At 59.9% G+C, this 23,954-nt stretch carries 16 protein-coding genes and 1 pseudogene; 8 read left to right on the forward strand and 9 right to left on the reverse strand.

What is annotated here, in order from left to right; translation table 11 throughout:
- Nucleotides 1-205: 205 nt before the first annotated feature.
- On the forward strand, nucleotides 206-2,362 hold the full coding sequence (locus ACIP90_RS18150; protein ID WP_400580961.1) for a glycogen debranching N-terminal domain-containing protein: 2,157 nt from the start codon (nucleotides 206-208) through the stop codon (nucleotides 2,360-2,362).
- 389 nt (nucleotides 2,363-2,751) lie between these two features.
- A complete protein-coding gene (locus ACIP90_RS18155; RefSeq protein ID WP_400580962.1) occupies nucleotides 2,752-2,970 on the forward strand; it encodes a hypothetical protein in 219 nt (72 codons plus the stop codon).
- Between the two features lie 557 nt (nucleotides 2,971-3,527).
- On the opposite strand, the gene ACIP90_RS18160 is transcribed toward ACIP90_RS18155, so the two are convergent.
- The 4 genes from ACIP90_RS18160 to ACIP90_RS18175 all read right to left on the reverse strand — a co-directional run bounded on the left by ACIP90_RS18160 (nucleotide 3,528) and on the right by ACIP90_RS18175 (nucleotide 9,951).
- Nucleotides 3,528-4,370: a pyruvate, water dikinase regulatory protein gene (locus ACIP90_RS18160; protein WP_400580964.1), complete on the reverse strand. Its 843-nt coding sequence runs from the start codon at nucleotides 4,368-4,370 to the stop codon at nucleotides 3,528-3,530.
- The gene (gene ppsA, locus ACIP90_RS18165; protein WP_400580965.1) at nucleotides 4,371-6,773 is read right to left on the reverse strand and encodes a phosphoenolpyruvate synthase; all 2,403 of its coding nucleotides are present in this window, start codon (nucleotides 6,771-6,773) and stop codon (nucleotides 4,371-4,373) included.
- A gap of 375 nt (nucleotides 6,774-7,148) precedes the next feature.
- Nucleotides 7,149-8,300, reverse strand: a complete 1,152-nt coding sequence (locus tag ACIP90_RS18170; RefSeq protein ID WP_400580966.1) for an MFS transporter — start codon at nucleotides 8,298-8,300, stop codon at nucleotides 7,149-7,151.
- A gap of 478 nt (nucleotides 8,301-8,778) precedes the next feature.
- Complete coding sequence (locus tag ACIP90_RS18175) at nucleotides 8,779-9,951, reverse strand: CoA transferase (protein ID WP_400580984.1); 1,173 nt, start codon at nucleotides 9,949-9,951, stop codon at nucleotides 8,779-8,781.
- 247 nt (nucleotides 9,952-10,198) lie between these two features.
- Here ACIP90_RS18175 and ACIP90_RS18180 point away from each other — a divergent pair, with 247 nt between their 5' ends.
- The 5 genes from ACIP90_RS18180 (at nucleotide 10,199) to ACIP90_RS18200 (ending at nucleotide 14,562) form a co-directional block, all read left to right on the forward strand.
- Nucleotides 10,199-10,933, forward strand: a complete 735-nt coding sequence (locus ACIP90_RS18180; protein WP_400580967.1) for a GntR family transcriptional regulator — start codon at nucleotides 10,199-10,201, stop codon at nucleotides 10,931-10,933.
- A 29-nt stretch (nucleotides 10,934-10,962) separates the two neighbouring features.
- Nucleotides 10,963-11,835, forward strand: coding sequence for an HpcH/HpaI aldolase/citrate lyase family protein (locus ACIP90_RS18185; RefSeq protein ID WP_400580969.1), 873 nt, complete (start codon nucleotides 10,963-10,965; stop codon nucleotides 11,833-11,835).
- A gap of 104 nt (nucleotides 11,836-11,939) precedes the next feature.
- Nucleotides 11,940-12,854, forward strand: a complete 915-nt coding sequence (locus tag ACIP90_RS18190; RefSeq protein ID WP_400580970.1) for a MaoC/PaaZ C-terminal domain-containing protein — start codon at nucleotides 11,940-11,942, stop codon at nucleotides 12,852-12,854.
- A 77-nt stretch (nucleotides 12,855-12,931) separates the two neighbouring features.
- Complete coding sequence (locus tag ACIP90_RS18195) at nucleotides 12,932-13,756, forward strand: HpcH/HpaI aldolase/citrate lyase family protein (protein ID WP_400580971.1); 825 nt, start codon at nucleotides 12,932-12,934, stop codon at nucleotides 13,754-13,756.
- The gene (locus ACIP90_RS18200) at nucleotides 13,753-14,562 is read left to right on the forward strand and encodes a MaoC family dehydratase N-terminal domain-containing protein (RefSeq protein WP_400580972.1); all 810 of its coding nucleotides are present in this window, start codon (nucleotides 13,753-13,755) and stop codon (nucleotides 14,560-14,562) included. Before ACIP90_RS18195 ends, ACIP90_RS18200 begins: the two co-directional genes overlap by 4 nt.
- Nucleotides 14,563-15,034: 472 nt before the next feature.
- Here ACIP90_RS18200 and ACIP90_RS18205 read toward each other — a convergent pair whose 3' ends face one another.
- The 3 genes from ACIP90_RS18205 to ACIP90_RS18215 form a co-directional block, all read right to left on the reverse strand.
- Entirely contained in the window at nucleotides 15,035-15,709 is a 675-nt protein-coding gene (locus ACIP90_RS18205; protein ID WP_400580974.1) for a FadR/GntR family transcriptional regulator, read from the reverse strand.
- Between the two features lie 1,046 nt (nucleotides 15,710-16,755).
- Nucleotides 16,756-17,631: an SDR family oxidoreductase gene (locus ACIP90_RS18210; protein WP_400580975.1), complete on the reverse strand. Its 876-nt coding sequence runs from the start codon at nucleotides 17,629-17,631 to the stop codon at nucleotides 16,756-16,758.
- A gap of 272 nt (nucleotides 17,632-17,903) precedes the next feature.
- Complete coding sequence (locus tag ACIP90_RS18215) at nucleotides 17,904-19,097, reverse strand: CaiB/BaiF CoA transferase family protein (RefSeq protein ID WP_400580976.1); 1,194 nt, start codon at nucleotides 19,095-19,097, stop codon at nucleotides 17,904-17,906.
- A gap of 1,307 nt (nucleotides 19,098-20,404) precedes the next feature.
- Here ACIP90_RS18215 and ACIP90_RS18220 point away from each other — a divergent pair.
- Nucleotides 20,405-21,736: an MFS transporter gene (locus ACIP90_RS18220; RefSeq protein WP_400580977.1), complete on the forward strand. Its 1,332-nt coding sequence runs from the start codon at nucleotides 20,405-20,407 to the stop codon at nucleotides 21,734-21,736.
- A 609-nt stretch (nucleotides 21,737-22,345) separates the two neighbouring features.
- On the opposite strand, the pseudogene ACIP90_RS18225 reads toward ACIP90_RS18220, so the two are convergent.
- Nucleotides 22,346-22,558 (reverse strand): annotated as a pseudogene (locus tag ACIP90_RS18225) (transposase); the annotation flags it as partial.
- A 172-nt stretch (nucleotides 22,559-22,730) separates the two neighbouring features.
- Complete coding sequence (panB, locus tag ACIP90_RS18230; RefSeq protein WP_400580978.1) at nucleotides 22,731-23,567, reverse strand: 3-methyl-2-oxobutanoate hydroxymethyltransferase; 837 nt, start codon at nucleotides 23,565-23,567, stop codon at nucleotides 22,731-22,733.
- Between the last annotated feature and the right edge of the window lie 387 nt (nucleotides 23,568-23,954).

Below are 23,954 nucleotides of genomic sequence, written 5' to 3' on the forward strand. Positions count from 1 at the left end.
CCGCCCACCCGGCAACCGACCCACGCGGCCGGAGGATTATTTATGAGGCAACGTATCGCCCTTCGTGGAGGTTATTTATGAGTCAATGCGGCCTCTGGCGCTTGGGTGAAGACCGGCGTAGCGTCAATCGGAACCATGAAGGCGGCAGCCGGCGCTCCGACTCAACATCGGGAATGCGTTTCGGGTCAATTTGGAGGAGCCGGGGATGGCTGGATGGAATGCTGACACGGCGGCCGGGCCCTTAGGTCCCGGGACGGTCACCTTGGTAGAGGGCACGTCCTTTTGCATTTCCTTGCCAAACGGGGACATCAATCCCGACTATCCGCACGGTGCTTTCTTTGAGGACACCCGCATCCTCTCGCGTTGGACTTTGACGGTTAACGGCCAGGCGTTGGAGCCGTTGGCGGCGGAGACGAAGCAGCCGTACCGTGCTCTTTTTGCCGGCCGCGTCACCCGATCGGACGGTTATGCGGACAGCCCGTTGATCGTGGAGCGGCTGCGTGACGTGGCTGCAGGGATTTTGGAGCAGATCACGATTCGGAACTATGGCCTGAATCCTGCAGAATGCCTTGTTTCCCTGAGAATTGAGTCCGATTTCGCGGATCTTTTCGAGGTCAAGGAGGCCCGGATTCCGCGCCGATGGGAAGAAACCCGGCAAGCGGACGGTGATTCGTTGATCATCAGGGCTCTCTGGCAGAACGTCCGGAAGGGGGTCGTCGTCAAAACCGAGGGCGCCGACGTCACGGCGGAGGCCCTGACTTACCGAACGGTTGTCGCGCCCCAGGACGAATGGACCACGGAGCTGAGGGTGGTGCCCCTCGTGGAAGGAATCGACCCCGACGGGCTGTTTGTCCATCCGAACGCCGGTGAGCTGTCTCCGAGTGACCGGCGCCGGCAGGAGTGGGTGGCCAAGATACCGGTGCTGCAAATGGGAAACCGGTCCATTGAACGGACCTTGCAGCGCAGCTACGATGATCTGGGCGCGCTTCGCATCGAGGACCCAAGCCATCCGGACCGTGTTGTAGTGGCCGCCGGCGCTCCTTGGTTCATGACCCTGTTCGGTCGGGACTCGCTGTTGGCTTCGTCAATGGCGCTGCCGGTAGACCCCTCCCTGGCCCTAGGTACTCTGCAGACGCTCGCGGATCGACAGGGAAGAGTGGTGGATCCGACGAGCGAAGAGGAACCGGGCAAGATCCTGCACGAAGTCAGGCTTGACGTCTCCAGCGGGCTTTCCCTGGGTGGGAAGTCCGCGTATTACGGCAGCGTCGACGCGACGCCGCTGTTCGTGCTGGTGCTCGGAATGGTCAGCCGCTGGGGCTTCGCCAAGGACACCATCGCCGCGCTGCTGCCCCATGCCGACCGGGCGCTGGACTGGATCAGGGATTACGGGGACAAGGACGGCGACGGGTTTATCGAGTATCAGCGCCTCAACGAGCAGGGGCTGATCAATCAGGGTTGGAAGGACTCCTGGGACGGTATCAACTTCGCCGACGGCACGCTGGCCGAACCTCCGATCGCTCTTTGCGAGGTCCAGGCCTACGTCTACACGGCGTATCAGGCGCGCGCCTGGATGGCGTACGACGCCGGCGAGACAGCTCTGGGGAACGAACTCGCCGAGCTTGCGGCGCAGCTGAAGAAACGGTTCAACGAGCAGTTCTGGATGCCCGAGCGCGGGTACTATGCTGTCGCCCTCGATGGCCGGAAGCGGCAGGTCGACGCGTGCGCCTCAAATATGGGTCACTGCCTATGGCTGGGCCTCGTGGATGAGGATAAGGCCCCTATGGTGGCCGAACGTCTGATGTCCCCCGAGATGTTCAGCGGCTGGGGCGTGCGGACCCTGGCCAGCGACATGCGTGCCTATAACCCCGCCAGCTACCACAATGGCTCAGTTTGGCCGCATGACAATGCCATCATCGCGACCGGCCTGCTCCGGTACGGTTTCGTGGCGGAGGCACAGCGTATCTCCACGGCTCTGCTCGAAGCAGCCGAGTACTCGGACGGCAGGCTCCCGGAGCTTTTTTGCGGCTTCAGTCGGGAACAGTTCACGATACCCGTCCCCTATCCGACGGCGTGCTCCCCGCAGGCTTGGGCCGCGACCACGCCGATCCGTCTGGTGACGACCCTCATGCGGTATGACGCCCATGTTTCCCGCGGTGGCCTATGGATGGATCCTGTGCTGCCGGAGTCCTACGGTGATCTGCATATCACCAACGCGCCGCTGGCCGGAGGCCGGATCACCATCGACATTGCCAAGTCAGTCGCAACAGTTCAGGGTTTGCCCGAAGGGATAGTTCTCCACCGCGGGCACCGGCCGTGGATGACTGAACTCGTGGCACAGGCCAAACTGCATCCGAAGACGTAGCGGGAGCTGGTGAGTCCAACGTTATTTGGAGATCATCTCAGCTCGTTCGTTCAACGCCACGACGTGCAAACGCTCGGCCAGCCCTGAACCAACTCGCGTACAGAACCAGGGCAAGACCCTCCGAGATAGAGAAAGACCTCACCTACCCGCCAGCACTTGGCACAGCGGCGTTCACGGTTCCTGGAATAGGAGTACGTCCAGCGGCTAGCGAATAGCCGAGTAAGGATAAGGAATCGGCTCATAAGTTATGGGACGGGACAGATTCGGCGCTCTTGGATGTCGAGTAAATTTCGTTCGCCGACGCTATCCGTGGACCCAAAGGATCCCTTGGTACGGGGAGCTGAGGCTCACCGTACCGATCCAGCGGTTCCATGGCTGTCAGGGCCTGCGTGAAGCCCTGGCCCACGTCGTCGGTGAGCATGCTTCGGTACGAGCCTGTCAACGAACGCGGTTGCCGCGTCGCAGACCCAGGGCAGGAAGGCGAAGCGGCAGAAATCGCCGGAGAACTGCTCGTCCCTTTCGAAGCAGCCAAGCTCCTTGCGCGCGAAGGCCAGACCAATGGGCAAGTCGCTCTCCGGTTCGGAGTCGGTGTGGACCTGGCCCGGTGACGGATGGATTCAACCAGGACACGTATCATCGCCACCCGCGCCGAACCGCAGCCTACCGGGGCAGAGCTCGTAGTTGACCGCCAACCATCGGCTGCCGGGGGCGCCTGACCAAGTCATTCTGCACGCGAGCCAAGAAAGCAGAAAAGATCCCTGGTGGCTTGGACCCTGCAGCTGTGGACAGGGCGGCCACGGCCGCCCGCCGCCGAAACGAACGCGTGGTCATAGAAGCTGCACTTTCAATAACGTCTGGCAGGGATCGTGAGTTCTTGCAGGCTATGGCAGAATATGCAGGCCCATCCTCCACCATGCATATCGGCAAGTAAACCGCCATGCGGCCCAATGCTGTGGGAAATTACCGAACCCGCCTGCTGGATGGGGGGCTCATAGAACCTGCCACACGGGCTCGGTGACTTTGCAATCCCCAGGAGGATTACCTGAATACCTCACGCCGCTCGCGGATCATTAGTGGCAACGCACGATCGGCGTACCGAAATAGCGAGGGAAGGGCTTGTAAGGGGTCCACCTCTGACACGAGACACAGGACGCCGTGAGCCTGTTTAGTGGTGTAGTTGCATGCGTTGGAGGACGGTGGCGGAGATTTCTTCGACTGACATGGTGGCGGAGTTGAGGTATGGGATGTTGTTGGCCCGGTACATGTATTCGGCGTTGCGTAGTTCGAAGGTGCATTGGTGAAGTGAGGCGTAGTTACTTCCTGGGCGGCGTTCCTGGCGGATCTGGCTGAGCCTGACGGGCTGGGAGGTGAGCCCGAAGCATTTGCTCGCTAACGGCAGCAGGGGCTTCGGAAGAGCCATGCTGTCAAAGTCTTCTTCTACCAGGGGGAAGTTGGCTGCGAGGATGCCGTGCTGCAGTGCCAGGTACATGGTGGTGGGGGTTTTTCCGCACCGGGAGGGGGCGATCAGGATCAGTTCGGCGTGTTCGAGCGCGCGCAGGGACTGGCCGTCGTCGTGCTCGATGGCGTACTCGACCGCAGCCATTCGTGACTGGTACCGGACAGCGTCCCCGACGCCGTGGGCTTGCCCGGGAAGTCCGCTGGCGGAGGACCCGAGGGCTTGTTCCATCTGGCCGATGTGCGCGCCGAACAGGTCGAAGAAGTGCCCGGCGCTTTGAGACAGGACAGCTCGAACGTCCGGGCTGACCGTTGTCGAAAAAACCAGCGGCCGGGGCCCGGTCACGGCGACCCGGTCAATGGCGGCCACCACTTGGCGCGCCTGTTCGACGGTGGTGATGAACGGGATGGTCCGCCGTTCCAACCGCTGGGCAGGGAACTGGGTGAGCAGTGTGTTGCCGAGGGTTTCTGCGGTGATGCCGGTGCTGTCGGAAAGAAAGAACACTGTGGGGGCGGATGGGTTGCCCGCCCCCACAGCTTGCGGTTCGGCCATTTAGACGGCGGCAGGGCTGCCGGAGCGGGCCAGGCGCAGCCAGGTCTCGGTCACGGCGTCCGGGTTCAGCGAGATCGAGCTGATTCCCTGTTCCAGCAGCCATTCGGCGAAGTCCGGGTGGTCGCTGGGACCTTGGCCGCAGATGCCGACGTACCGGCCCTTGGCCCGGCACGCGGCGATGGCCATTTCCAGGAGCTTCGTCACGGCCGGATTCCGTTCGTCGAAGCCGTCGGCGACCAATGCGGAGTCACGGTCCAGACCTAGGGTGAGCTGGGTCAGGTCGTTGGAGCCGATCGAGAACCCGTCGAAGTACTCCAGGAATTCATCAGCCAGGAGTGCGTTGGCGGGGAGTTCGCACATCATCACGATCTCCAGCCCGTTCTGGCCCCGGCGGAGCCCGTTGGCGGCGAGCAGCTCGGTGACACCGCGGGCTTCGTCCAGGGTCCGCACGAACGGGACCATGAGCTTGATGTTGCTCAGACCCATCTCGTTCCGCACATACTTCAGGGCCTCGCATTCAAGTTCAAACGCCTGTCGGAACGATGCGGACAGGTAACGGGAGGCGCCCCGGTATCCGATCATCGGGTTTTCCTCTTCCGGTTCGAACGCCGGGCCGCCCAGAAGGTTGGCGTACTCGTTGGACTTGAAATCTGAGAGCCGGATGATCACCGGTTCGGGCGCAAACGCCGCGGCGATGGTCGAGATCCCCTCGGCCAAGCGCCGGACGTAGTAGTCCCGTGGGCCGTCGTAGGCTGCGGTTCTTTCCCGGATTTGCCGCACGGTGTAGTCATCCAGGGTTGCCGGGCGCTCGATTTCGCCTGCGACGGCGAGCAGGGCGTTGGGGTGGATGCCGATCTGGCGGTTGATGATGAACTCCAGCCGGGCCAGACCAACACCGTGGTTGGGGAGCTTGGCGAAACTGAACGCCTGTTCCGGGGTGCCGACGTTCATCATGATCTTCACCGGCGCTTCCGGCATGGTCTCCAGGCTGGTCTCCTGCAGCGTGTACTCCAGCAACCCCTCATACACGAGTCCGGCCTCGCCCTCGGCGCAGGAAACCGTGACCGGAGTCCCGTCCTTGAGGATCTGGGAAGCGTAACCTGTGCCGACAACAGCGGGGATGCCCAGTTCCCGGGCGATGATCGCGGCGTGGCAGGTCCTCCCGCCACGGTCCGTGACGATCGCGGCCGCCTTCTTCATGATCGGTTCCCAGTCCGGGTCCGTCATGGTCGCCACCAGGACATCGCCTTCCTGGAACGAGGCCATCTGGTCAATCGAGGACAGGACCCGAACCTGCCCGGCACCGATCCGCTGGCCGATCGCGCGGCCCTCCACCAACACCGCCGAACGCTCCGAGAGCGTGTACCGGGAGACGGTGCCGGAGACCTTGCGGGACTCAACCGTTTCGGGGCGGGCCTGCAGGATGTACAGTTCCCCGTCCACACCGTCCTTGCCCCACTCGATATCCATCGGCCGGCCGTAGTGGGCCTCAATAGCCACCGCGTGCTGGGCGAGCTGCTCAACCTCGGCATCGCTCAGGCTGAAACGCTTACGCAAATCTTCCGGGACCGGAACGAAATCCACCGTCCTGCCCACCTCAGCGGAGTCCGTGTACACCATCTGTAAGGCCTTCTCCCCCAAGCCGCGCTTGAGCACTGCGGGGCGTCCGGCAGCCAGGGCGGGTTTGTGGACGTAAAACTCGTCCGGGTTCACGGCGCCCTGCACCACGGCTTCACCGAGCCCGTAGGAGGATGTGATGAACACAGCGTCCTTGAACCCGGTCTCGGTGTCCACGGTGAACATGACACCGGACGCGCCGACATCGGAACGCACCATCCGCTGCACACCCGCCGACAGCGCCACTTCCGAATGGGTGTAACCCTGATGGACCCGGTAGGCGATCGCCCTGTCGTTGTACAAGGATGCAAAAACATCCTTGATCGCCAACAGAATGTTCTCGATACCCCGGATGTTCAAGAACGTCTCCTGCTGCCCGGCAAAGGACGCATCCGGCAGGTCCTCGGCCGTGGCGCTCGAACGCACCGCCCACGACACATCCCCGCCATGCCCTTCGGTCAAACGCTGATAGGCGGAATGGATTTCCTCTTCGAAGCCGGCCGGGAACGGAGCAGCACGGATCAGGTCCCGTATCTGCTGGCCGATGCGGGCCAACGCGGCCACATCCCCGCTGTCCAGGCCTTCGAGAATGTTTTCAATCCGGGCATCCAGGCCCGACTCACTCAAAAACCGCCGATAAGCATCGGCCGTCGTCGCAAAACCGTCCGGAACCTTCACCCCCGCAGAGGCCAGGCTACGAACCATTTCGCCAAGAGAAGCATTTTTGCCGCCAACCTGGTCAAGGTCAGAAAGGTCAAGATCAGAAAACCAGAGAACGTCAGTCATAAGTGGTGTCCTTCGTTGGGCACGCGCTGACAAGCGCTAAAAACTAGGTCATGCAAGGATCCCTGTGCCTACTCCCCGTATGCAAACACCTGTGGCGGACGCAACATTGCCAGAAGTAATGAAGAAGTCCAGTTGGCAAACCCCAACGGCCAATCTTGAGTCTCGTTGGCGATCGATTCACGTCTTCAGCGCCAGATGTCTCTAACAATAGTCTGCAGCTCCGCACGCAACAGTCTGCAGCTCCGCACGGCGCCAGGGCCTTAACTAGTGGCGCTCCTCCAAACCCGGGCGACTCTACTTAACGAAAGGCCGGATATCGGTGATCGGTAATGAGCAGGGGGAATGACAATCCGAAGCTGGTTCGGATTGCCCTGGTCAGAAACCGGAGGCTTCCAGCCGTTTTTCGAGTCGTCGTGCAGTCATTGCTGCCGCGGCCCCCAGCACGGCTATGGTCGCCGCACAGATCCAACCGCCATTGGGGCCGATGGCAGTAAAGATGAATCCGAACACAAAAGGGCCTACCGCGCTGCCGATGTATGTTCCGCTTTGGGCGATTCCGGTCGCCTGGGCGGAGTGAGGATGCGCTCGATGCGAAACGACGTAATGCATTAGACCGTTCCATCCCCAGCCGCACCCGAAGGCCATGGCGCAGCCGACGGCGAAGGCTACTTTATGGCCGGAGGCCATGGCCAACATCCCCGCAGCCCCTGCCGTGAGCATCATGGCGACGGTGGTCATGGACCCGCCGATGCCTTTGTCCGCTGCTATGCCAACTAGTGGTCGCATGAAGCAGCCGGCACAACTGCCGAGCCCGAGCAGCAGGCCGGCAGCAGCGGGATCGAAGCCTGTTTCCACCGCGGTGGCAACAGTGAAGGCCCCAAGTACATTACCCCCCGCTGAACCCAGTGCACTGGCGGCTGCAGCGGCCACCAGAAAGGACCTAAGGACCGACGGCAGAGGCGTCCTTGCTTTCCTTGGCCCCCGTTGCGATTGGCTGGTGAGTGGCGTCCGCGGCATCACTATGGCCAACGCGGCGAGAAGAAGACCGGCGAAGAGCCCCGCCCCGGCAAAGGCCCATGGCCAGCCGACTGTGAGGGCAAGCAGGGGGACGGATAGGCCGGCGGTGAGCGTGGCAGCGGGAATAGCTGCTTGTTTAAGGCCGAAAGCAAATGCGCGGCGCCGGACGGATACTTGGTCAATAATGAACTCGTTGGACACAGGATGAGACAATGCGTTGGCCACTCCCGCGAGGGCCAGCCACAGGAAGAGCCACGCCCAGTGCGGAGTTCCCAATGCTAAGCCCAGCAGGGCCACCAGCCCGATTGAGACCGATAACAGCATTCCGTTTCGCGCGCCCAGCCTCCGAGCGCTGCGCCCGCAGGCCGCCGACAGCAGCGCCGAGACGCCCCAATACACGGCGACAGCGGCACCCAGAATGGCGGGGCTGACCCCGAGCTGCTCTTCGAGCTGGACGGCTAGTCCGCCAGCAAGGAAGACGGGCAGGACGACCACCACCGTGCTGAACATCGCTAGAGCTGTGGCCCGCCGTCCCGGGCGACCGTGCGCCGGCCCCGGCGGGGGCACTGTAGCCCCGCTCACGATTAGTTGCCGCCCCGGGACATCAATGTGGAGCAAGGTACGTCGGTCCTGCTTTGGTCGTTAGACATAGGCACGGCACAGTCCTTCTAAATAGAGGTGTACGGGGGTTGATACGAACCGTGGCCCGGGATGCAGCGAGTACTTATCCTCCATGACGACGCATTCGCCCTGTGGTCCATCATGGGGTTCAGGCCCGAACGGCGGACTGGATTTCTTCTCGCGCTCTATGAATCCGCTCACCGCACCACATGCCGACGCACCCTGCACGCGGCACTGTAGGGCCAAGAGACAGATGATCTGCCTGAATTAGCCAGAATTTAGTCTGTGGTACCGGCCGTGACCGGTTTATCCTCTCCCCCGGACCCTTCCACAGCCACCGTTCCCGGCACCTGCATTGGAGGACATGTCAATGCCCTGGCGGGGATGGCAGCACCTTGTCCTTGATTCCCGGCTCCAGCACATGCTTGCGTACGTCCTTGGTGTCCTGCCCCAAAGAGGGTGCGGGCAAGGGGCGAGGCAGTGTGCTGCGCGAAAACACGAGCGGCGAAGCGGGAGTCAAATAGGTGCCGGTGCCCGGGTGCTGTACCTGGGCGAACATGGGGTTGCTTTCCGAGCACCAGGGGTCCTCGGCCACTAGCTGCGCAAAGTCCTGGTAGATGCCGAACAGAACCCCTGTTTCGCGGAGCCGCTGAACGACGTCATCTAGAGACCTGGCGGCAAACCAGGGCTCAAGAACCGCAGCGAGGGCGCGACGAGCGCCCCATCTTCCACGGTCGTTGGCGACGTCTTCGCCCATGGCCTGCCCTGCAACCGTCAGTTCGGGTCCCAGCCCGGTTGCTGTAGTGAGCGCTTTCCATTGACGGTCAGTGAGCGCTGCGATCATCACCCTGCGATCGTCTAGCGTCGCAAAGTCCCTTCCGAAGGTTCCGTAGATTTCGTTACCCAATGGGGGCCGTGAGTGGCCATTGACCTGGACATCCGCCACGTAACCGAGGTTTGACACTGTTGCCAGCATCACGTCTGTCAGGGATAGGCGGACCTCCTGCCCTTCGCCCGTGAGTTCGCGATTACGTAGGGCCGCCAATAGGCCAGTAGCCAGATATAGTCCGGCGGCGACATCCCATGCCGGAAGAACGTGGTTGACCGGCTCCAGGGAGGGTCCCGTGGCGCTCGGGAATCCGCTCGAGGGGTTCACCGTGAAGTCAACTGCTGGAGACCCGTCAGGCTGTCCAATCAGGCGGACGCAGATCAGGTCATCCCGCAGCTTTTTGAGGTTGGACCAGGCCAACCACCCTCGATCAGGGAGGTTTGTGAGGACGATGCCCGACTTTTTGATCAAGGCGGCGGCAGCTTGCTGGTCCGTCTGATCTTTCAGATCGAGTTCGACACTGCGTTTAGCCTTGTTCAGCCCCGCCCAGTAAAGGCTCCGTCCGCTTGAGTCCACCGGCATGCGGAATTGATCGGGTCCGCCGCCTATGGGGTCGATCCGTGTGACGTTGGCACCAAGTTGGGCAAGCGTCATTCCTGCAAGCGGTGCAGCAACGAACGCGGAAAATTCAGTTATCTCAACCCCTGCCAGAGGGCCGGTTTCTACAGTCGTGGGTGCAGCTACTTTAGGACGGCCCTTGTTCGCGCCATCCGGAATCTCCGTGACCATTTTTCACCTTCCAACGTTTAGGTTTCCGGCGCTCGTGCCGGAAAAACCCTGCCTTTTTTCGGGCCTTGCAGATGTGGGCGGCCCTCACGTATCCTTATTTCGGATATTGGATCCAAAACCCGATTTTGGATATTGGATCCAAAACCCACTATACAACTATACTGAAGGAGTGAGCAGCCTTGACACTAGAACTCTGGTAGACCGCATCGCCGACGCACTGCGTCTCGAGGTGATGACCGGACAGCTCAAACCAGGCAGCCGCATCCGTCAGGAGGACGTTGCCAACCGGTTGGGCGTCAGTCGGACACCTCTTCGGGAAGCGCTCAGGAGGCTCCAGGCGGAGGGCTGGTTCGAAAGCCACCCCCGACAGGGCATTGTTATTGCGGGTATTTCGGTGGAAGAAGTAGCGGCTCTTGGCACGGCGCGCCTTGCATTGGAGCCGACGGCGGCGAGGATCGCTGCTGCAACCCACGATGAGAAAGCCGCCGTCAGGCTTCAATGGTTGGTGCAGGAGTGGCACTCAAAGGACGTCTACCTTCCACTGGCTGATTTCCAGGAGCTGAACACCGACTACCACCTGGAGATTTACGGCGCCGGGCCCGAGTGGCCTGTCACGGAGCTGACGAAGCTAACGGTAAGCGTCTGGGAAAAGTTCTCACGATACCGGTTCAATTACTGGCGGGACGAGCAGCACGTACTGCTCTCGTCCGACGAACATAAGGAAATCACGAGGCTGTGGCTGGCACGCGACGCTGAGGCAACCGAGCACGCAGTCGCCGGGCACATCCTGGCCTCCATCACCGATCAGATTTACACCCTCGCACCTGACTACGAACCGGCCGGGCCCCTGCGCGCCATCTGTGAGCGCTACGGGCTGGCCGACCAACTCTCACAAAGGCCGTAAATTACTGCGGCCACTAGAAAGGCCGTACTATGACTGTTCTCCGGTCCCTTCTCTTCTGCCCGGCTACCGAACCGGCGAAGGTTCGTAAGATCCCCAACTATGGTGCCGACGCTGCGGCCATCGACCTTGAAGATGCGGTCAGCGACGACCAGAAGACCTACGCCCGTGACCTCGCCTTCGAACTGGTTTCCTCTGAACTGTTTGCAGCGAACAACGTGTACGTCCGAGTAAACAGCATGGGCACCGGACGCACCCTCGATGACGTGGCAGCTGTGGTGCACCCTAACCTTAAGGGCATCGTGTTGCCCAAGACCGATGATGCAGAATCCGTTGCCGCCGTCGACGACGCGCTCAACAAAGCCGAAGCACAGGCGGGCATAGCCAAAGGCAGCATCAAGATTCTGCCCCTCATTGAAACCGCCCTCGGCGTCCACCGCGCCGTTGACATCTTCAGCGCATCTCCACGTGTAGAGGCCGGCATCTTCGGCTTTGTCGATTACATGCTTGACGTCGGAATCCATCTCATCGATCACACTCCTGATGCCCATGAACTGCTGTACGCTCGTAGCTCGCTGGTCAATTCCAGCCGGGCTGCAGGCATTACCCCTCCCCTGGACGGGCCCTTCCTAGGAATCAAGAGTCCCGACGCGTTCCTTGCCCAGTGCCGTCAGGCACGGACTCTGGGTTACCGGGGCAAGATGCTTATCCACCCAACCCAAGTCAAACTGGCACACGAAGGATTCGCACCGTCCCCCCAGGAGATCGTGCAGGCCGAGAACATCGTTCGCGCCTTTGCCGAAGTCGAAGACCAGGGAGTCGCAGCGCTCATGGTGGACGGCAGGCTCGTCGACTACCCCATCGTTTACCGCGCGGAGAATATCCTCAAGGCGGTGAACCAGTAACCGCCGCCATCTCGCCAGCAGCCGCGCCCTCGCCCCTTGTAGCGCCACGGCCTGCCACCGGTCTTGGCGCTGGCGGAAGGGCCCGGGAACCGTTGAGAGACAAGGTGGAACAGGCCATCGCCGTGGCCGCGGAGTTGAAAGGGCTTAACGCCTTCACCGCCGTACTGGCGGACCAGGCTAACTTTGCTGCTTCAGACCTAGAGAAGCGTCTGGACCGCGGGGAGGAGTTGCCCTTGGGTGGACGGACTTTCGCAGTGAAAGACCTTATGGGTTTCGACACTTTGGGGGCTGGCGTCGGAATCCAGCTTGGCGCATTACCTATGGACGAGAGCACCCTGCTCGGCGTCGCTCACGCGATGGAGACCAGCCGACCCCCGGCCAGTAGCGGGGAAGTTGGCCGGGCAAAGGCCTCGACCCCCGCCCCGCATATGGAAGCGGAGTATCAGCATCTAAGGATAGGAGAGCACATGCAGTTCGGCCGTAGCTTTGAGGAGTTCACCGTAGGGGAGACCTACGCGCACTGGCCCGGGAAGACGGTTACAGAGTATGACGACCACCTGTTCTGTCTGCTCACCATGAACCACCACCCCCTGCACATCAACTCACATTACGCACAGGAGACCAGCGACTTCGGGCAAAACGTTGTTGTCGGTAACTACGTGTACTCGTTGCTGCTGGGTATGTCCGTTCCGGACATTTCTGGCAAAGCCATTGCCAATCTTGAAATCGAGTCGTTACGGCACGTTGCACCAACCTTCCACGGAGACACCCTCTATGGGGAGACGACGGTGCTGGGCAAATGGGAGTCGAAGAGCAAGGACGATCGAGGCGTCGTCCATGTCGAAACGATCGGCTACAACCAGGACGGCAAGGTGGTCTGCATATTCCGGCGCAAGGTCATGGTGCCGAAGGAGAACTACCTCGCCGCCAGGGGAGGAGAGCAGCCAGCACGCCCGGTTGCGCAGCCTGACAAGAACTGGTCGGGAGGGGCACAGGAGCCCGCTCCGCTGACCCGCTAAGCCCCATCGGGCGAAGTAAAAGGTCCGGAACTTACAGAAGAAAGGCTCGCTGACTTGAGCCTACGATCGGAGGCAGCATGAGTAGCACCAAAACGTTCAACGCCGAGTCGGCCCGCTCCTGGCTCTTTGTCCCCGCGACACGACCAGACCGCTTTCCCAAAGCCGCAGAAAGCGGAACCGACATTGTCATTCTCGATCTCGGTGATGCCGTTGCCCCCGAGGACAAAGCAGATGCACGCACCAACGCGGTAAATTGGCTTTCGGAAGGTATCGACCACGCCGCTGCAGTTCGGGTTAACGACGTCACCAGTGACCACTATCAGGATGACATTTACGCTCTGACGGACCTCCCCCGGCTGCAGGCCGTAATCCTACCGATGGCGAGCGATGCCACTGTGTTGGATGACCTTCATCGTCGACTAGGTCCCCGCGTCGCCCTGATCCCACAGGTTGAAACGGCGGCAGGAATCCTCCACGCCGCCGACTTGGCTTCTGCGCCGGGAGTAGTGCGGCTAGCATTTGGACACCTTGACTTCGCTTTCGACATTGATGCATCCCCTGAGCCCGAAGCAATGGCTTACGCTCGATCGGCACTGGTTCTGGCCTCCCGCTATGCCGGAGTAGCCGGGCCCATAGACAGCGTCACCACTGACCTGGACGACGCAGACGCAGCCAGCCATGCCGCCATCCAGGCAAGGTCATTGGGGTTCACGGGGAAACTCTGCATTCACCCGCGACAGGTGCCGGCGGTGAACGAAGCCATGAGCCCCAGCTCGACAGAGGTCGCATGGGCACAGCGGGTTCTGGCAGCGAGCACTGGAGGAGCGGTCCGCGTCGACGGTCAAATGGTTGACGCGCCGGTCATCGCCAGGGCTGAACGAATCATTGTGAGAGCCGGATGAGCAGAATGGAACAGGAACGCATAACGGAGCTGCTTACCCCTCAGCCGGCCATCGCACTAGCCAACCTCATCGGTGCCGAGATACCAGACCATACCCTCCCGCCCCTCTGGAACTGGGTCTACCTTCTGGCGCGGCGACCGCATAATGATTTGGGACCCGACGGCCACCCCACGTCCGGTGTACCGGCTCCGCCGGCATCTGGGCAAAGGCGGATGTTTGCCGGGGGACGCGTTACGACCTACGGCAATCTGTGCTTCGGCGAGGAGGCGACGCGCCTAACCCAGGTCCTGAGGACAACGACGAAGCAGGGCAAAACGGGTCCGCTCACCTTCGTTACTGTCCGCAACGAGGTCACTCAAAAGGGTGAAGTACGGATCATCGAAGACAATGACATTGTCTACCGTGGCCAGCTTTCCGGGACGCAGCCAGAACCGATGCCAGGAGAGATTCCCGAGCGCGAGGCCCGCTTGGACCTAAAGGTCGACGAGGCACTGCTGTTCAGGTTCTCGGCCCTGACATACAACGCCCATCGCATTCACTATGACCACCACTATGCAGGTCACGAAGGCTATGACGGGCTGGTCGTGCACGGGCCCCTGCAAGCGCTCATGATGGGTGAACTCTTGAGGCGCTCCGGCATCGGCCTGACGGGTAAGACCTTCGCTTATCGGCTGCTTGCGCCGATGGTGGGCGTCCAGACGCTTAGCGTCGTTGCATCGGAAGAGGGCTTGGCCTCGGGCGGCGCGAACGTGCTGAATTGCAAGGGTGTGCAGACCGCTACCAGTTCACTGGCACCCATCAGCTAATCAACCTGGCCTCCCTCATAAGAGGAGGTCGGACAGGAGTGCCCCGGCGCCGGCATGCTGAAACTCGCAACGGTGCACCCCGAGGGCCGGGCGCGGCGTCGGGGACATGAATCAGGAGGGAACAAAAGTTGGCCTACCACCGCCATGACGACTGGAAGCCGCTTGTTGGCAGGTGGGTACAGATCAGGAACATGGGTGTTCTTATAGACCAAGGAGTCATTGATGCCGTTACTGCCGATGATAACATCCTCTGGCTCAGCTCCGGTGGTGCGCTGACTCGCAAGCTCTTCATGCGCGGCGACCATGTCGACGTATGGGTTGACTACGCATGGGAAGCAAGCATTTAGGGCCCCGGCCGCGGACCTGCTCCCCATCCCTGATACGAGGATGAACGCCGATCGCTACGGGGCTGCATGGCGTATCCGGCGGCTGTCGGCCTCACTTGGCCGGCAGCCGTTATTTCGTTGGAATCCTAGGTGTAGTAGCTCTCGATGTGTTCCGCCACCAGCTCGGAGGCCTGGTCACGGCGGCCCTCCTGCAATGCCGAGAGAATCCTCTGGTGCTCGGCCTGCAGCCGGACCCGTACACTCTCCCAGTCGCTGAGCTTCGTCGCAACAAGCGTTGTGTAGTCTCGGATGGATCCGCAAAGGGACGCCATCAGAACGTCCACCACGAGGTTTTCAGCAGATCTGACCAAGGCCAGGTGAAAGCGGACGTCCAGTTCAAGGAAGGCAGCCGCCTCCCCAACCGTCTGCATCTCCTCCAGCAAAGCTTCGGCTTCTCTTAGTGCCGGCGATTCCTTTTTCGCGTTGCCGGCGGCCCAGGTTTCCAGAAGCACCCTAGTGTCTACGATGCTGACCACCGGCAGGTGGGATGTCGCGACGTGGAGCCGGAGCACAGAAGTCAGTGCTGCAGTGGGATCGGCTGTAACCACGGTGCCAGCGTCGGGCCCGGAGCCAACTCCAGCCCGGACGACTCCCATCGATTCTAAAATCCTTACCGCTTCCCGGACGGACGTGCGGGATACTTTAAGCTGCTCAGCCAGCGCACGCTCGGCAGGCAGCCGATCACCGACCTCTATCTGTCCGTTCGAGAACCGGTCTTCTATCCACCGCAACACCTGCCTGTGGGCGCGCATGTCATTCATGTCAGGGACTCCAAGTCGGATATGCATCCCAAGGTGCTAGCCTTTCGCGTTTTCGTTTGTGCCGAGTCGGGGCGAGTGATGTAGGGACCACTGCTAATCCGTCAGTGCCCCAGGGCCGCGGGTTATCTCGTCAAGGCATGACGTCGCTGACTCCGGGCCTAACGTCTGCCCGACATAAAGGTTTCCTCCGGAGAGCTTGCAGGCAGCACCGTTGCTGGGGCCACCTCCTCAGGCTGCCCAAACCGGCCCAGGGGCAGTCCTCCACGTTTAGCACGAATCCATTCCTCACACCCAAATCTTTCACCAGCGGCGCCTCAATCGCCCGCTATCCAGAAATCAAACCGGCAGATAATGGCTGAAACCTAGGACGGGAGCGTTGTCCAAGGCCAAGCCACCTCAGTCCACGTGGTTCGGCGCATCCTGCTGAAAGTCGCACGGCTTGGCATCAGCACAGATGGGAAGGGAAAGTCCCGGGGCTGGTCAGAATGCATCGATATGAAGCTGGGAGCTGCCTTCATTTTGCCAGCGGTGGCTCCTTTTGGTTTGGCAATACTTGCCGCTACCTTTCCAGAGCTTCTCAGACCGCTGATGGTCGCCATGCCTGTCGTGCTTCTCGTAGCCCTGGGAGCTCTGCTTTGACAGAGCGGAAAAGACGACGGCGCGAACAGAAGTAAGCGGCCGCTTCTCATCGATTATTGCTGAATGCCTGCCCACTAAAGCTCGTGTCGAGGGGAAGTTGGTCGCGAGGCTCGACGCCGAATAGTTTCAAACCGAATATGAAGGTTACCAGCAGTATGCGCCAGCCAACACACCGACATCTACATCAGCGGGAAGCCACGCCCGGCCCCCAAATGACGAAGGTCCCGGAACCAAACCCGGTTCCGGGACCTTCGTCGGGTAAATCGCGGCTCATCTGTCAATGGTGTCCTGGTTTAAGGGCACGGATGGAAAATGACTTCCCCAAAAAGCAGCCTTAAGTCAGGTAAACGGACTGAATTCATATTGAGTCATCAGTGTCTTTTTTCACCACTGCTGTCGTATCGGACCTATACCCCGCCGAGGATCTTGGGCGTAACTGCTCGGTGGAAGGCTTCGAAAGGTTTGTTGTTGCGTGCCACTTCGGGTTCCACCCAGGCCCGGGCACCATTCGGCGCGGCACCATCGACCCTGATTACCGACCCTGAAGTGAACGCCGAAGCAGGGGAGAGCAGATACGTGATCGCAGCAGACGCCTCCGACTCGTTACCCCAGCGCTGCAGCGGAACTTCCTTGCGCAGGTCTCGTTGGAACCAGGCATTGTCCTGGGCGTCGTAGGTATCTAGGCCGGACGAGGCGATTGTTCTCGGTGCCACTGCGTTGACGCGTACTCCGGCATGTCCCCATTCAGCGGCGGCAGTTTCAGTCAGGTTCCACATCGCTGCCCGTGCAGCTCCTGAATGACCATACATTGGCCAGCCATTCCACATGTCGGCGATGACGTTCACGATTGCTCCGCCGTCTTTTTCCATGTAGCGGTTGTAGACCTCGCGCATCATGATGAAGCCGCCCACCACGTTGCTGCGCATAACAGCTTCGAAACCCTTGGTCTTAATGGTGTTCAGTGCAGCCCGATACTGGCCACCGGCGTTATTGACAAGCCCGTTGATCTGCCCGTTTTCGGAGAGTACTGCCTCGATGATCTCAATCACGCGCGCCTCTTCGCGGATGTCACCTGAGTAAGCAGATGCGGAGCCGCCGTCCTCTTCAATCTCAGCGAGCACAGAGTCAAGCTTCTCCTGTTTGCGGCCGACGAGTACTACGTGCGCCCCGAGGGAGCTCAACTCGTGAGCGACGCATCTGCCGATCCCGCTGCCGCCTCCGGTGACAATGATGGTCTGGTCTTCAAAGAGACCTGGTCGAAATGCGGACTTGTATCCGGTCATTTACTGTCCTCTTTCAAATGGTGACTTGCGCAGTGGCTCTCATGGTTGAGGCATGGAACGAATTGCAAGTTCAGTCAATAGATGATGATGATGGCGTCGCTGATATTCGGCGATACCATAGTGATTGCGAGAATAAATGTCGCAAAGCAAGTGATCAGAGCGATTACTAATACCTCCAGAAGTGTTCTCCGGATATAACGCCGGTGTTAACGAGGAGGTGGAGCCGCTGATGCTCCATGATGGAGACTGCTCGAGCGGCGGCGGCGGGCGAGTCAGATGATGTTCTGCGACTTGAGCCTCAAATACTCTGCCATGTCGCTTTGAAGAAGTTCCTCCAGGAAGACTGCTTCGTTGTCTGCACCTATCGATTTGCCGAGGAATTTGACGGAGCCGGGCGATTCGCTCATTCGTGCCACTGGAGCCTGCACCTTGACGGCGCCAAGATCGGGATCCTGGATAGAAACGAACATTGCACGCTGGCTGAAGTGTTCATCGCTTAGCAGGGTCTCCGCGTCATAGACAGGAGCCGCGGCGACCTGATGGTGCTCGAAGGAATTCATGATCTCGTCGAGACTGCGTTGGGAAGCCCATTCCTGAACAAGCGCGTCGACCTGGTTTCGATTTCGAATTCTATTAGCGGGATCGGCGAAGTCGGGGTTGGTCTTCAGATCAGGCCGGCCGATTGCATCGAAGACGCGGTGGGCGATCGACTGCGCGCTTGCCGAAACGGCGACCCAGCGGTGGTCGGCGGATCTGTAGACATTTCTTGGTACGCTGTGCTCCCACTGATTCCCGTTGCGAACCGAATTGACACCCAGTTGGTCAAAAATCAGCGTCGACATCTCGATATAGCGTGACAGGGGTTCGACCAGGCTCAGATCGATCAGCTGCCCCTTGCCCGTCCGATCCCGATGGCGCAGACCCATCATCGCAGCGAAAGCTCCGTGTGTGGCGGCGACATAGTCGGCCAGCATGAAGCGCGGCAGCTGGGGAGGAGAATCCTGCTCACCAGTCAGCTGCGCGAATCCGCTCATCGCCTCGCCCAGCGTTCCGAATCCGGGATCGTTGCTCTTGGGGCCCCCGGCTCCGAAACCAGTTACATGAACGACGACAATCTGATCATTCACAGCCTTCAGATCCTCATAGCTCAAACCCCACCGCTTCAGCGTTTCCGGGCGGGTGTTTTGGATGACGACATCAGCGTCCTTGCAGAGCTCTCGAAACAACCGCTGGCCTTCGGCTTCGCGAAGATTGAGGGAGGCGAAACGCTTGTTCCGGCCCAGAGTCTTCGCCATCAGGCTGTGATCATCCTTCTTCGCCCCCCAGTACCGGATCTCGTCTCCCCTGGTGGGATCCTCGACCTTAATGACATCCGCCCCGTACTCGGCGAAGTACGTGCCGATCATGGGACCAGCTACTAACGATGCGGCTTCGATGACTCGAAGACCGTCCAATGCTCCTGACATTGTCTACCTTCCCTCCAGAATTGCGCGGTGGTAGTTGTAAACCACATGTATCCAGTTTGCGCATGTATGCACAGCCTGTGAAATGACTTTTTCAAACGAAAACTATGCATAGCGGTTATGACCGGATGGCAGCTAACCTCTCGCACAGACCTCCCGGGGTAGAAACAAAGCGCATGAGCGAGCTCGCGTGGTTCTTTCTCAGCAGCTGCATCGGCGAGAGGCCCGGTGGAGAGCGGCGCCCGGAGCTGTTCTTTGACCAGCCACGCGGCCCGCAGCTTCCCGGCGGCGTCGTCGGTGACGAAGACGGTGCTGAGCCTGTTCCTTGCCCGGTCCGAGGGCCAGCTGTCGGGGCGGGCGTGAATACACGCGGGGGCTGATCACGCCATAGGAAGGGCAGCCAGGCTCAGCGATAGCTTTGACGAAGACCCGGCGCTGCGCGAACGCGAGGGCGTCAGTCCCAGTGACGCGCTGATCGGGCAGGGTGAAATGGCGGTGGCAGCATCGTGGCGCGGGAAGCAGGCTCGATCAAGGCTCGAAGAACATACATCAAGCAGGGCTACTAGCCCTTCAGCTTTCAAGACACGGAACCCGATCATCACCAACCACGAAGAGCCCGTAAAAGCTGGGTATAGCCCGAAGCTGTTTGCGAGGACGACTGACCTTCCTTCTGCCGGTCCCCTAAACCTGGACCGCGATATGCCCAACCCGGATATGTGCTGCTCGGTGGCTCATCGAGCTCCTGATAGCTAGCAGCGGCAGGCGGCCAAGCTCGCCGAACGTACCTCACCGAATTCGGTGGATGAGCAAGGCAAGTGCATAGACCCTGCACGTCGGTTCAGGTCAGCCTTCAAGCGAATCAGCTACGCGCCCACACTTGATGAGTCAATGCGAGAGCTTGACGTGATGTGCACCACGACCTACATTGGATTTTGTATCCAAAACAGCCTTCCCCCGACTTCTTCCCGTCGATCCGGGTCATCCAGACGACTTTAGGTACCGACTGTCTGGGCGTGCCGAGGTCTTCGGTGGTGGCTTCATCAAGCTGCACGAGACCACCCCTGAATACTGCCAAGCAGATGTGATCACTCTCCGGCCACTTCTACGCACTCCGGCATACCGTGCTTCCCTCGGCTCTAACGACCGTGGTGCCGCTACTACAGCGGTCAACCACCGGTAAAACCTCCTCACTCCGAGGAGAAAACTAACTACCGGATAACCAAGGACTTCAAAAGCGACGATCAGTCTTTCTGGCCGGCCATCCGATTCTGTGAGGAAAAAAACCCTCATCAGCCCAAAGAGGAGAATTTGTGATTACTGAAAAAAATGAAGCGGAAATACCGAATAGGGGACGCACTGTCGCTTTTGGCACCATGATAGGTGCCACCATTGAATGGTATGACTTCTACATTTTCGGAATAGCAGCAGCGTTGGTCTTCAACAAGATCTTCTTCCCCCAAGTGGACCCGACGGTAGGTACGCTCCTCTCCTTAGCCACATTCGCCACGGCCTTTGTCGCAAGGCCGTTCGGTGGGATAATATTTTCACACTTGGGTGACCGCTTCGGTCGGAAAAAGATCATGTTTGCAACTTTGATCTTGATGGGAAGTGCCACCGTGGCAATGGGCTTGCTGCCCGACTACAACACGATAGGAGTCGCGGCGCCCATTATTTTGGTGTTCTTGCGACTGCTACAAGGCTTTGCTTGTGGCGGGGAATGGGGCGCAGCTGCCGTTACAGGGGTGGAAAGCGCACCAACAGGAAAACGCGGGATTTTCGGAGCTTTTCCTCAAATGGGTGTGCCCATCGGCTTGTTCCTTTCAACCGTTGTCTCTCTCTTCTTTTATTTTCTGCCCGAAGAGCAACTGCTGGCCTGGGGCTGGAGAATTCCATTCCTTTTAACCATAGTTTTCATTGCGGTCGGCCAGTACCTCAGGCGTAACCTGCCTGAGACTAAAGAGTTCAAGCAGACGGTGGAGGCAGGCAAAATAGTACGTTTCCCCGCCCTCAACGCTTTGAAATTCCACGGCAAGTCTGTCGCCATTGTCTTTTTCACCACCGCAATTATCAACGTGGGCTTCTTCACTATGTCAACTTACATTCTGACGTACGCGACGAAAGACGGCCTGTTCGCTCGCACGGAGGTGCTGATCGCTGTCGCAGTCGCCGCGCTTGTTTACCTGGGGTTTGTTACTTTGGGCGGTTTACTTTCCGATAAGTACGGTTCTCGGAATGTCTATCTGGCCGCGACTGTGGCTGCGATATTTGCATATTTTCCTGCTTTTCTTCTCATCGACACCGGGCATTTTGCCGGACTACTGATCGGCGTAGCAGTCATCTGGCCGGCCGTGAACGGCATGGGCTACGGCGCCCAGACATCGTTCTATTCAACTTTGTTCCCTCCGGCGGTTCGCCTCAGCGGAATGTCCTTGGGCTACCAGGTAGCGGGGTCGGTCTTCGGTGGTCCTCTCCCCCTCCTGGCTGGAGTTCTGGTGACTGCAGCCGGCGGTTCGCCGTGGTTGCTCGTCGGATACATCAGTCTCGTAGCGATCGTGGCAACAATTGCAACGCTGCGCGCACCTGCTGCTCCCGTCGGCGCCTCCCTGGTAGAGGGCGCCTATGTTCGAGAACCGTCGAAATAACGAACAAGCTGCCCCACCTCGCGGCAGTACACCTGATATGTGGGTGTGTCCAGAGGGCAAGGGTGAGCGGTCCAGGGCTGGTTTGTCCTGGACCGCTCTTTAGTGTCCGTTCCCTGCATTTCCCGATTGGCTGGCGCGTCGTGATCGACGGGAGGCACCGTCATGCTGTTATGCGCGGGTTGGTTACCCCAGGACGAGGTGTTCGGCTGCGGGGTGTCCCTATGTTTTTTCAAGCGGAACAGGTGCCGAAGAATGATCTACTGCGGTCCTGACGCCGACCGCCGGCAGGGACGTCAGGAGTTGGTGAAGAGGGTGCGTTTCCACGATTTTCTTTACCTGGGCCAGGAACTGGGTTTGGGAGGCGCGCAGCTGGGCAAGCTGCGCCATCGGCTGGGGCAGCACGACGGCCGGTGCCGGGCACGACCACGGTCTGCTCGGACGGGGCGGTGAAGATTACTTCCGCCCAGCGCGTTCCGACCCGCGGGGCGGGGTTGGCCATGAACGCGGCGACCCGGTTCTGCCGGGGCCGGCACCGCACCTCCGGCGCGTATTTTTGCAGCAGCCCGGCCATCACGCGTGGGTCCAAGGGTGTGGTCCGATGGCCCGTTCCAAGGCGGGGATGGATCTGGGTGAGGAGCCCGCGGCTCCGGTTGGAGGCGGCCGTGGCCTGGTTGGCCAGGTCATCGTCGAAGCCGCAGAGCATCGACAGTTCCGCGGCCTGCTCGTCGGCTACCGCGATTGAGCGCAGGGTGCGCGGCATGGGGCTCCAGCAATGATGTAGGCGTCTCGGGCGTCGGTCTTGGCCGCGCGTGGATGCAGGTCAAATGCGAAGGGCCACATATCGTGCACCCTTTCCAATCAGCTCTGGAGTCGCCAGATTTCGTTCATGACGCGCCGTGCGTCTTAATCAACACCACTTTCCCTCAGGTGTTGCGACTGTTCGTTAGAAACCGCCAAGTTTTCCTTTCCGCGTCTCACCGCGTTACAGATGTGTTCAGAACTCGTGGTCAATGGTCGGAAATTTACCTTCACGAACTTCGGTCGCAAAGGCTTCAGCCGCGCTGGACAGTGTGCCTCTGATGTCTGCATACTGTTTCACAAACTTAAACGGTTTCCCTCCGCGCAGGCCCGCCATATCTTGCCAAACCAGAACCTGTCCTGTTGTCGAGCTTCCGGCTCCGATACCTATAGTCGGGATACTTACGGTACGTTCTATCTCCGCTGCAACTTCGGCTGGAATCATTTCCATGAGCAGGCAGAACGCTCCCGCTTCTTCCAGAGCCAGAGCGTCATCAACGATCCGCTTGCCATCCGAGCCTCTGCCCTGAACGCGGTATCCGCCCAGTAAATGCTCTCGTTGGGCGGTGAAGCCAATGTGGGCCATCACCGGAATTCCCGCGCGAGTTATTGCGGCGACGTGAGGAGCAAAGTCTTTCGTGCTTTCGATCTTGACCGCGTGAGCCATACCTTCTTTCATTAGCCTGATAGAAGACTCCACGGCTTGTGTGGGAGAAACCTCAAAGCTACCGAATGGCAGGTCGGCGACTACCATCGCCCTCGTCACCGATCGTGTAACGGCAGCACAAAGCGGTAGCAGCTGATCCAAAGTCACTGGAATCATATTCTGATAGCCAAAGACGTTATTGGATGCTGAGTCCCCTACGAGAAGGACATCAATGCCCGCCTCATCGAAAATCTCCGCCGAGTATTGCTCGTAGGCCGTCAGCATCACAAACCGCTCGCCATTCCTCTTCGCCTCTTGCAAATGCCCGACGCGGACACGCTTCACTTCAGAAAGAGGCACGTGCTTGGATATACCAGGATTTGTCATTCTTCGATCATATCTTCGCCACCCACCGTAGTCCTGACTGCATGACGAAGGTCACCTAAGTTACGCAGAAACGCACTGCTTGAGAAGGGGCCCCTACATCCGAGGGTCTTAAACAGGAGGCTCACCAGATGACCTCTATCCGGCGCTACCCGGTTACAGCCTCAAAATGCGATGAGTCTCATAACCGTTATGCATAGTTTTCTTTGAAAAAAGCATTTCACAACCGGGACTCAAATGTGCAAACTCGGATACATGCATGAATGTGAGGCGGCACACAGGCCGGATTGAGTCGCCGCTGACGCAATCAGAGTTTGCTCCCCGAGCGCGGATTACCCACCCGCCGATCAACCTCGTCCCCGGCACGCCGGAACCGAAACGCTACACCGG

This window comes from Arthrobacter sp. NPDC093139, from assembly GCF_044754165.1.
Classification (GTDB): Bacteria; Actinomycetota; Actinomycetes; order Actinomycetales; family Micrococcaceae; genus Arthrobacter.

Bases quoted from the DNA above. Each gene is read 5' to 3' on its own strand.
- ACIP90_RS18210 (WP_400580975.1), bottom strand. From the start codon at position 17,631: ATGACCGGATACAAGTCCGCATTTCGACCAGGTCTCTTTGAAGACCAG.
- ACIP90_RS18150 (WP_400580961.1), top strand. From the start codon at position 206: ATGGCTGGATGGAATGCTGACACGGCGGCCGGGCCCTTAGGTCCCGGG.
- ACIP90_RS18195 (WP_400580971.1), top strand. From the start codon at position 12,932: ATGAGTAGCACCAAAACGTTCAACGCCGAGTCGGCCCGCTCCTGGCTC.
- ACIP90_RS18215 (WP_400580976.1), bottom strand. From the start codon at position 19,097: ATGTCAGGAGCATTGGACGGTCTTCGAGTCATCGAAGCCGCATCGTTA.
- panB (WP_400580978.1), bottom strand. From the start codon at position 23,567: ATGACAAATCCTGGTATATCCAAGCACGTGCCTCTTTCTGAAGTGAAG.
- ACIP90_RS18200 (WP_400580972.1), top strand. From the start codon at position 13,753: ATGAGCAGAATGGAACAGGAACGCATAACGGAGCTGCTTACCCCTCAG.
- ACIP90_RS18205 (WP_400580974.1), bottom strand. From the start codon at position 15,709: ATGAATGACATGCGCGCCCACAGGCAGGTGTTGCGGTGGATAGAAGAC.
- ppsA (WP_400580965.1), bottom strand. From the start codon at position 6,773: ATGACTGACGTTCTCTGGTTTTCTGATCTTGACCTTTCTGACCTTGAC.
- ACIP90_RS18170 (WP_400580966.1), bottom strand. From the start codon at position 8,300: ATGTTCAGCACGGTGGTGGTCGTCCTGCCCGTCTTCCTTGCTGGCGGA.
- ACIP90_RS18160 (WP_400580964.1), bottom strand. From the start codon at position 4,370: ATGGCCGAACCGCAAGCTGTGGGGGCGGGCAACCCATCCGCCCCCACA.
- ACIP90_RS18185 (WP_400580969.1), top strand. From the start codon at position 10,963: ATGACTGTTCTCCGGTCCCTTCTCTTCTGCCCGGCTACCGAACCGGCG.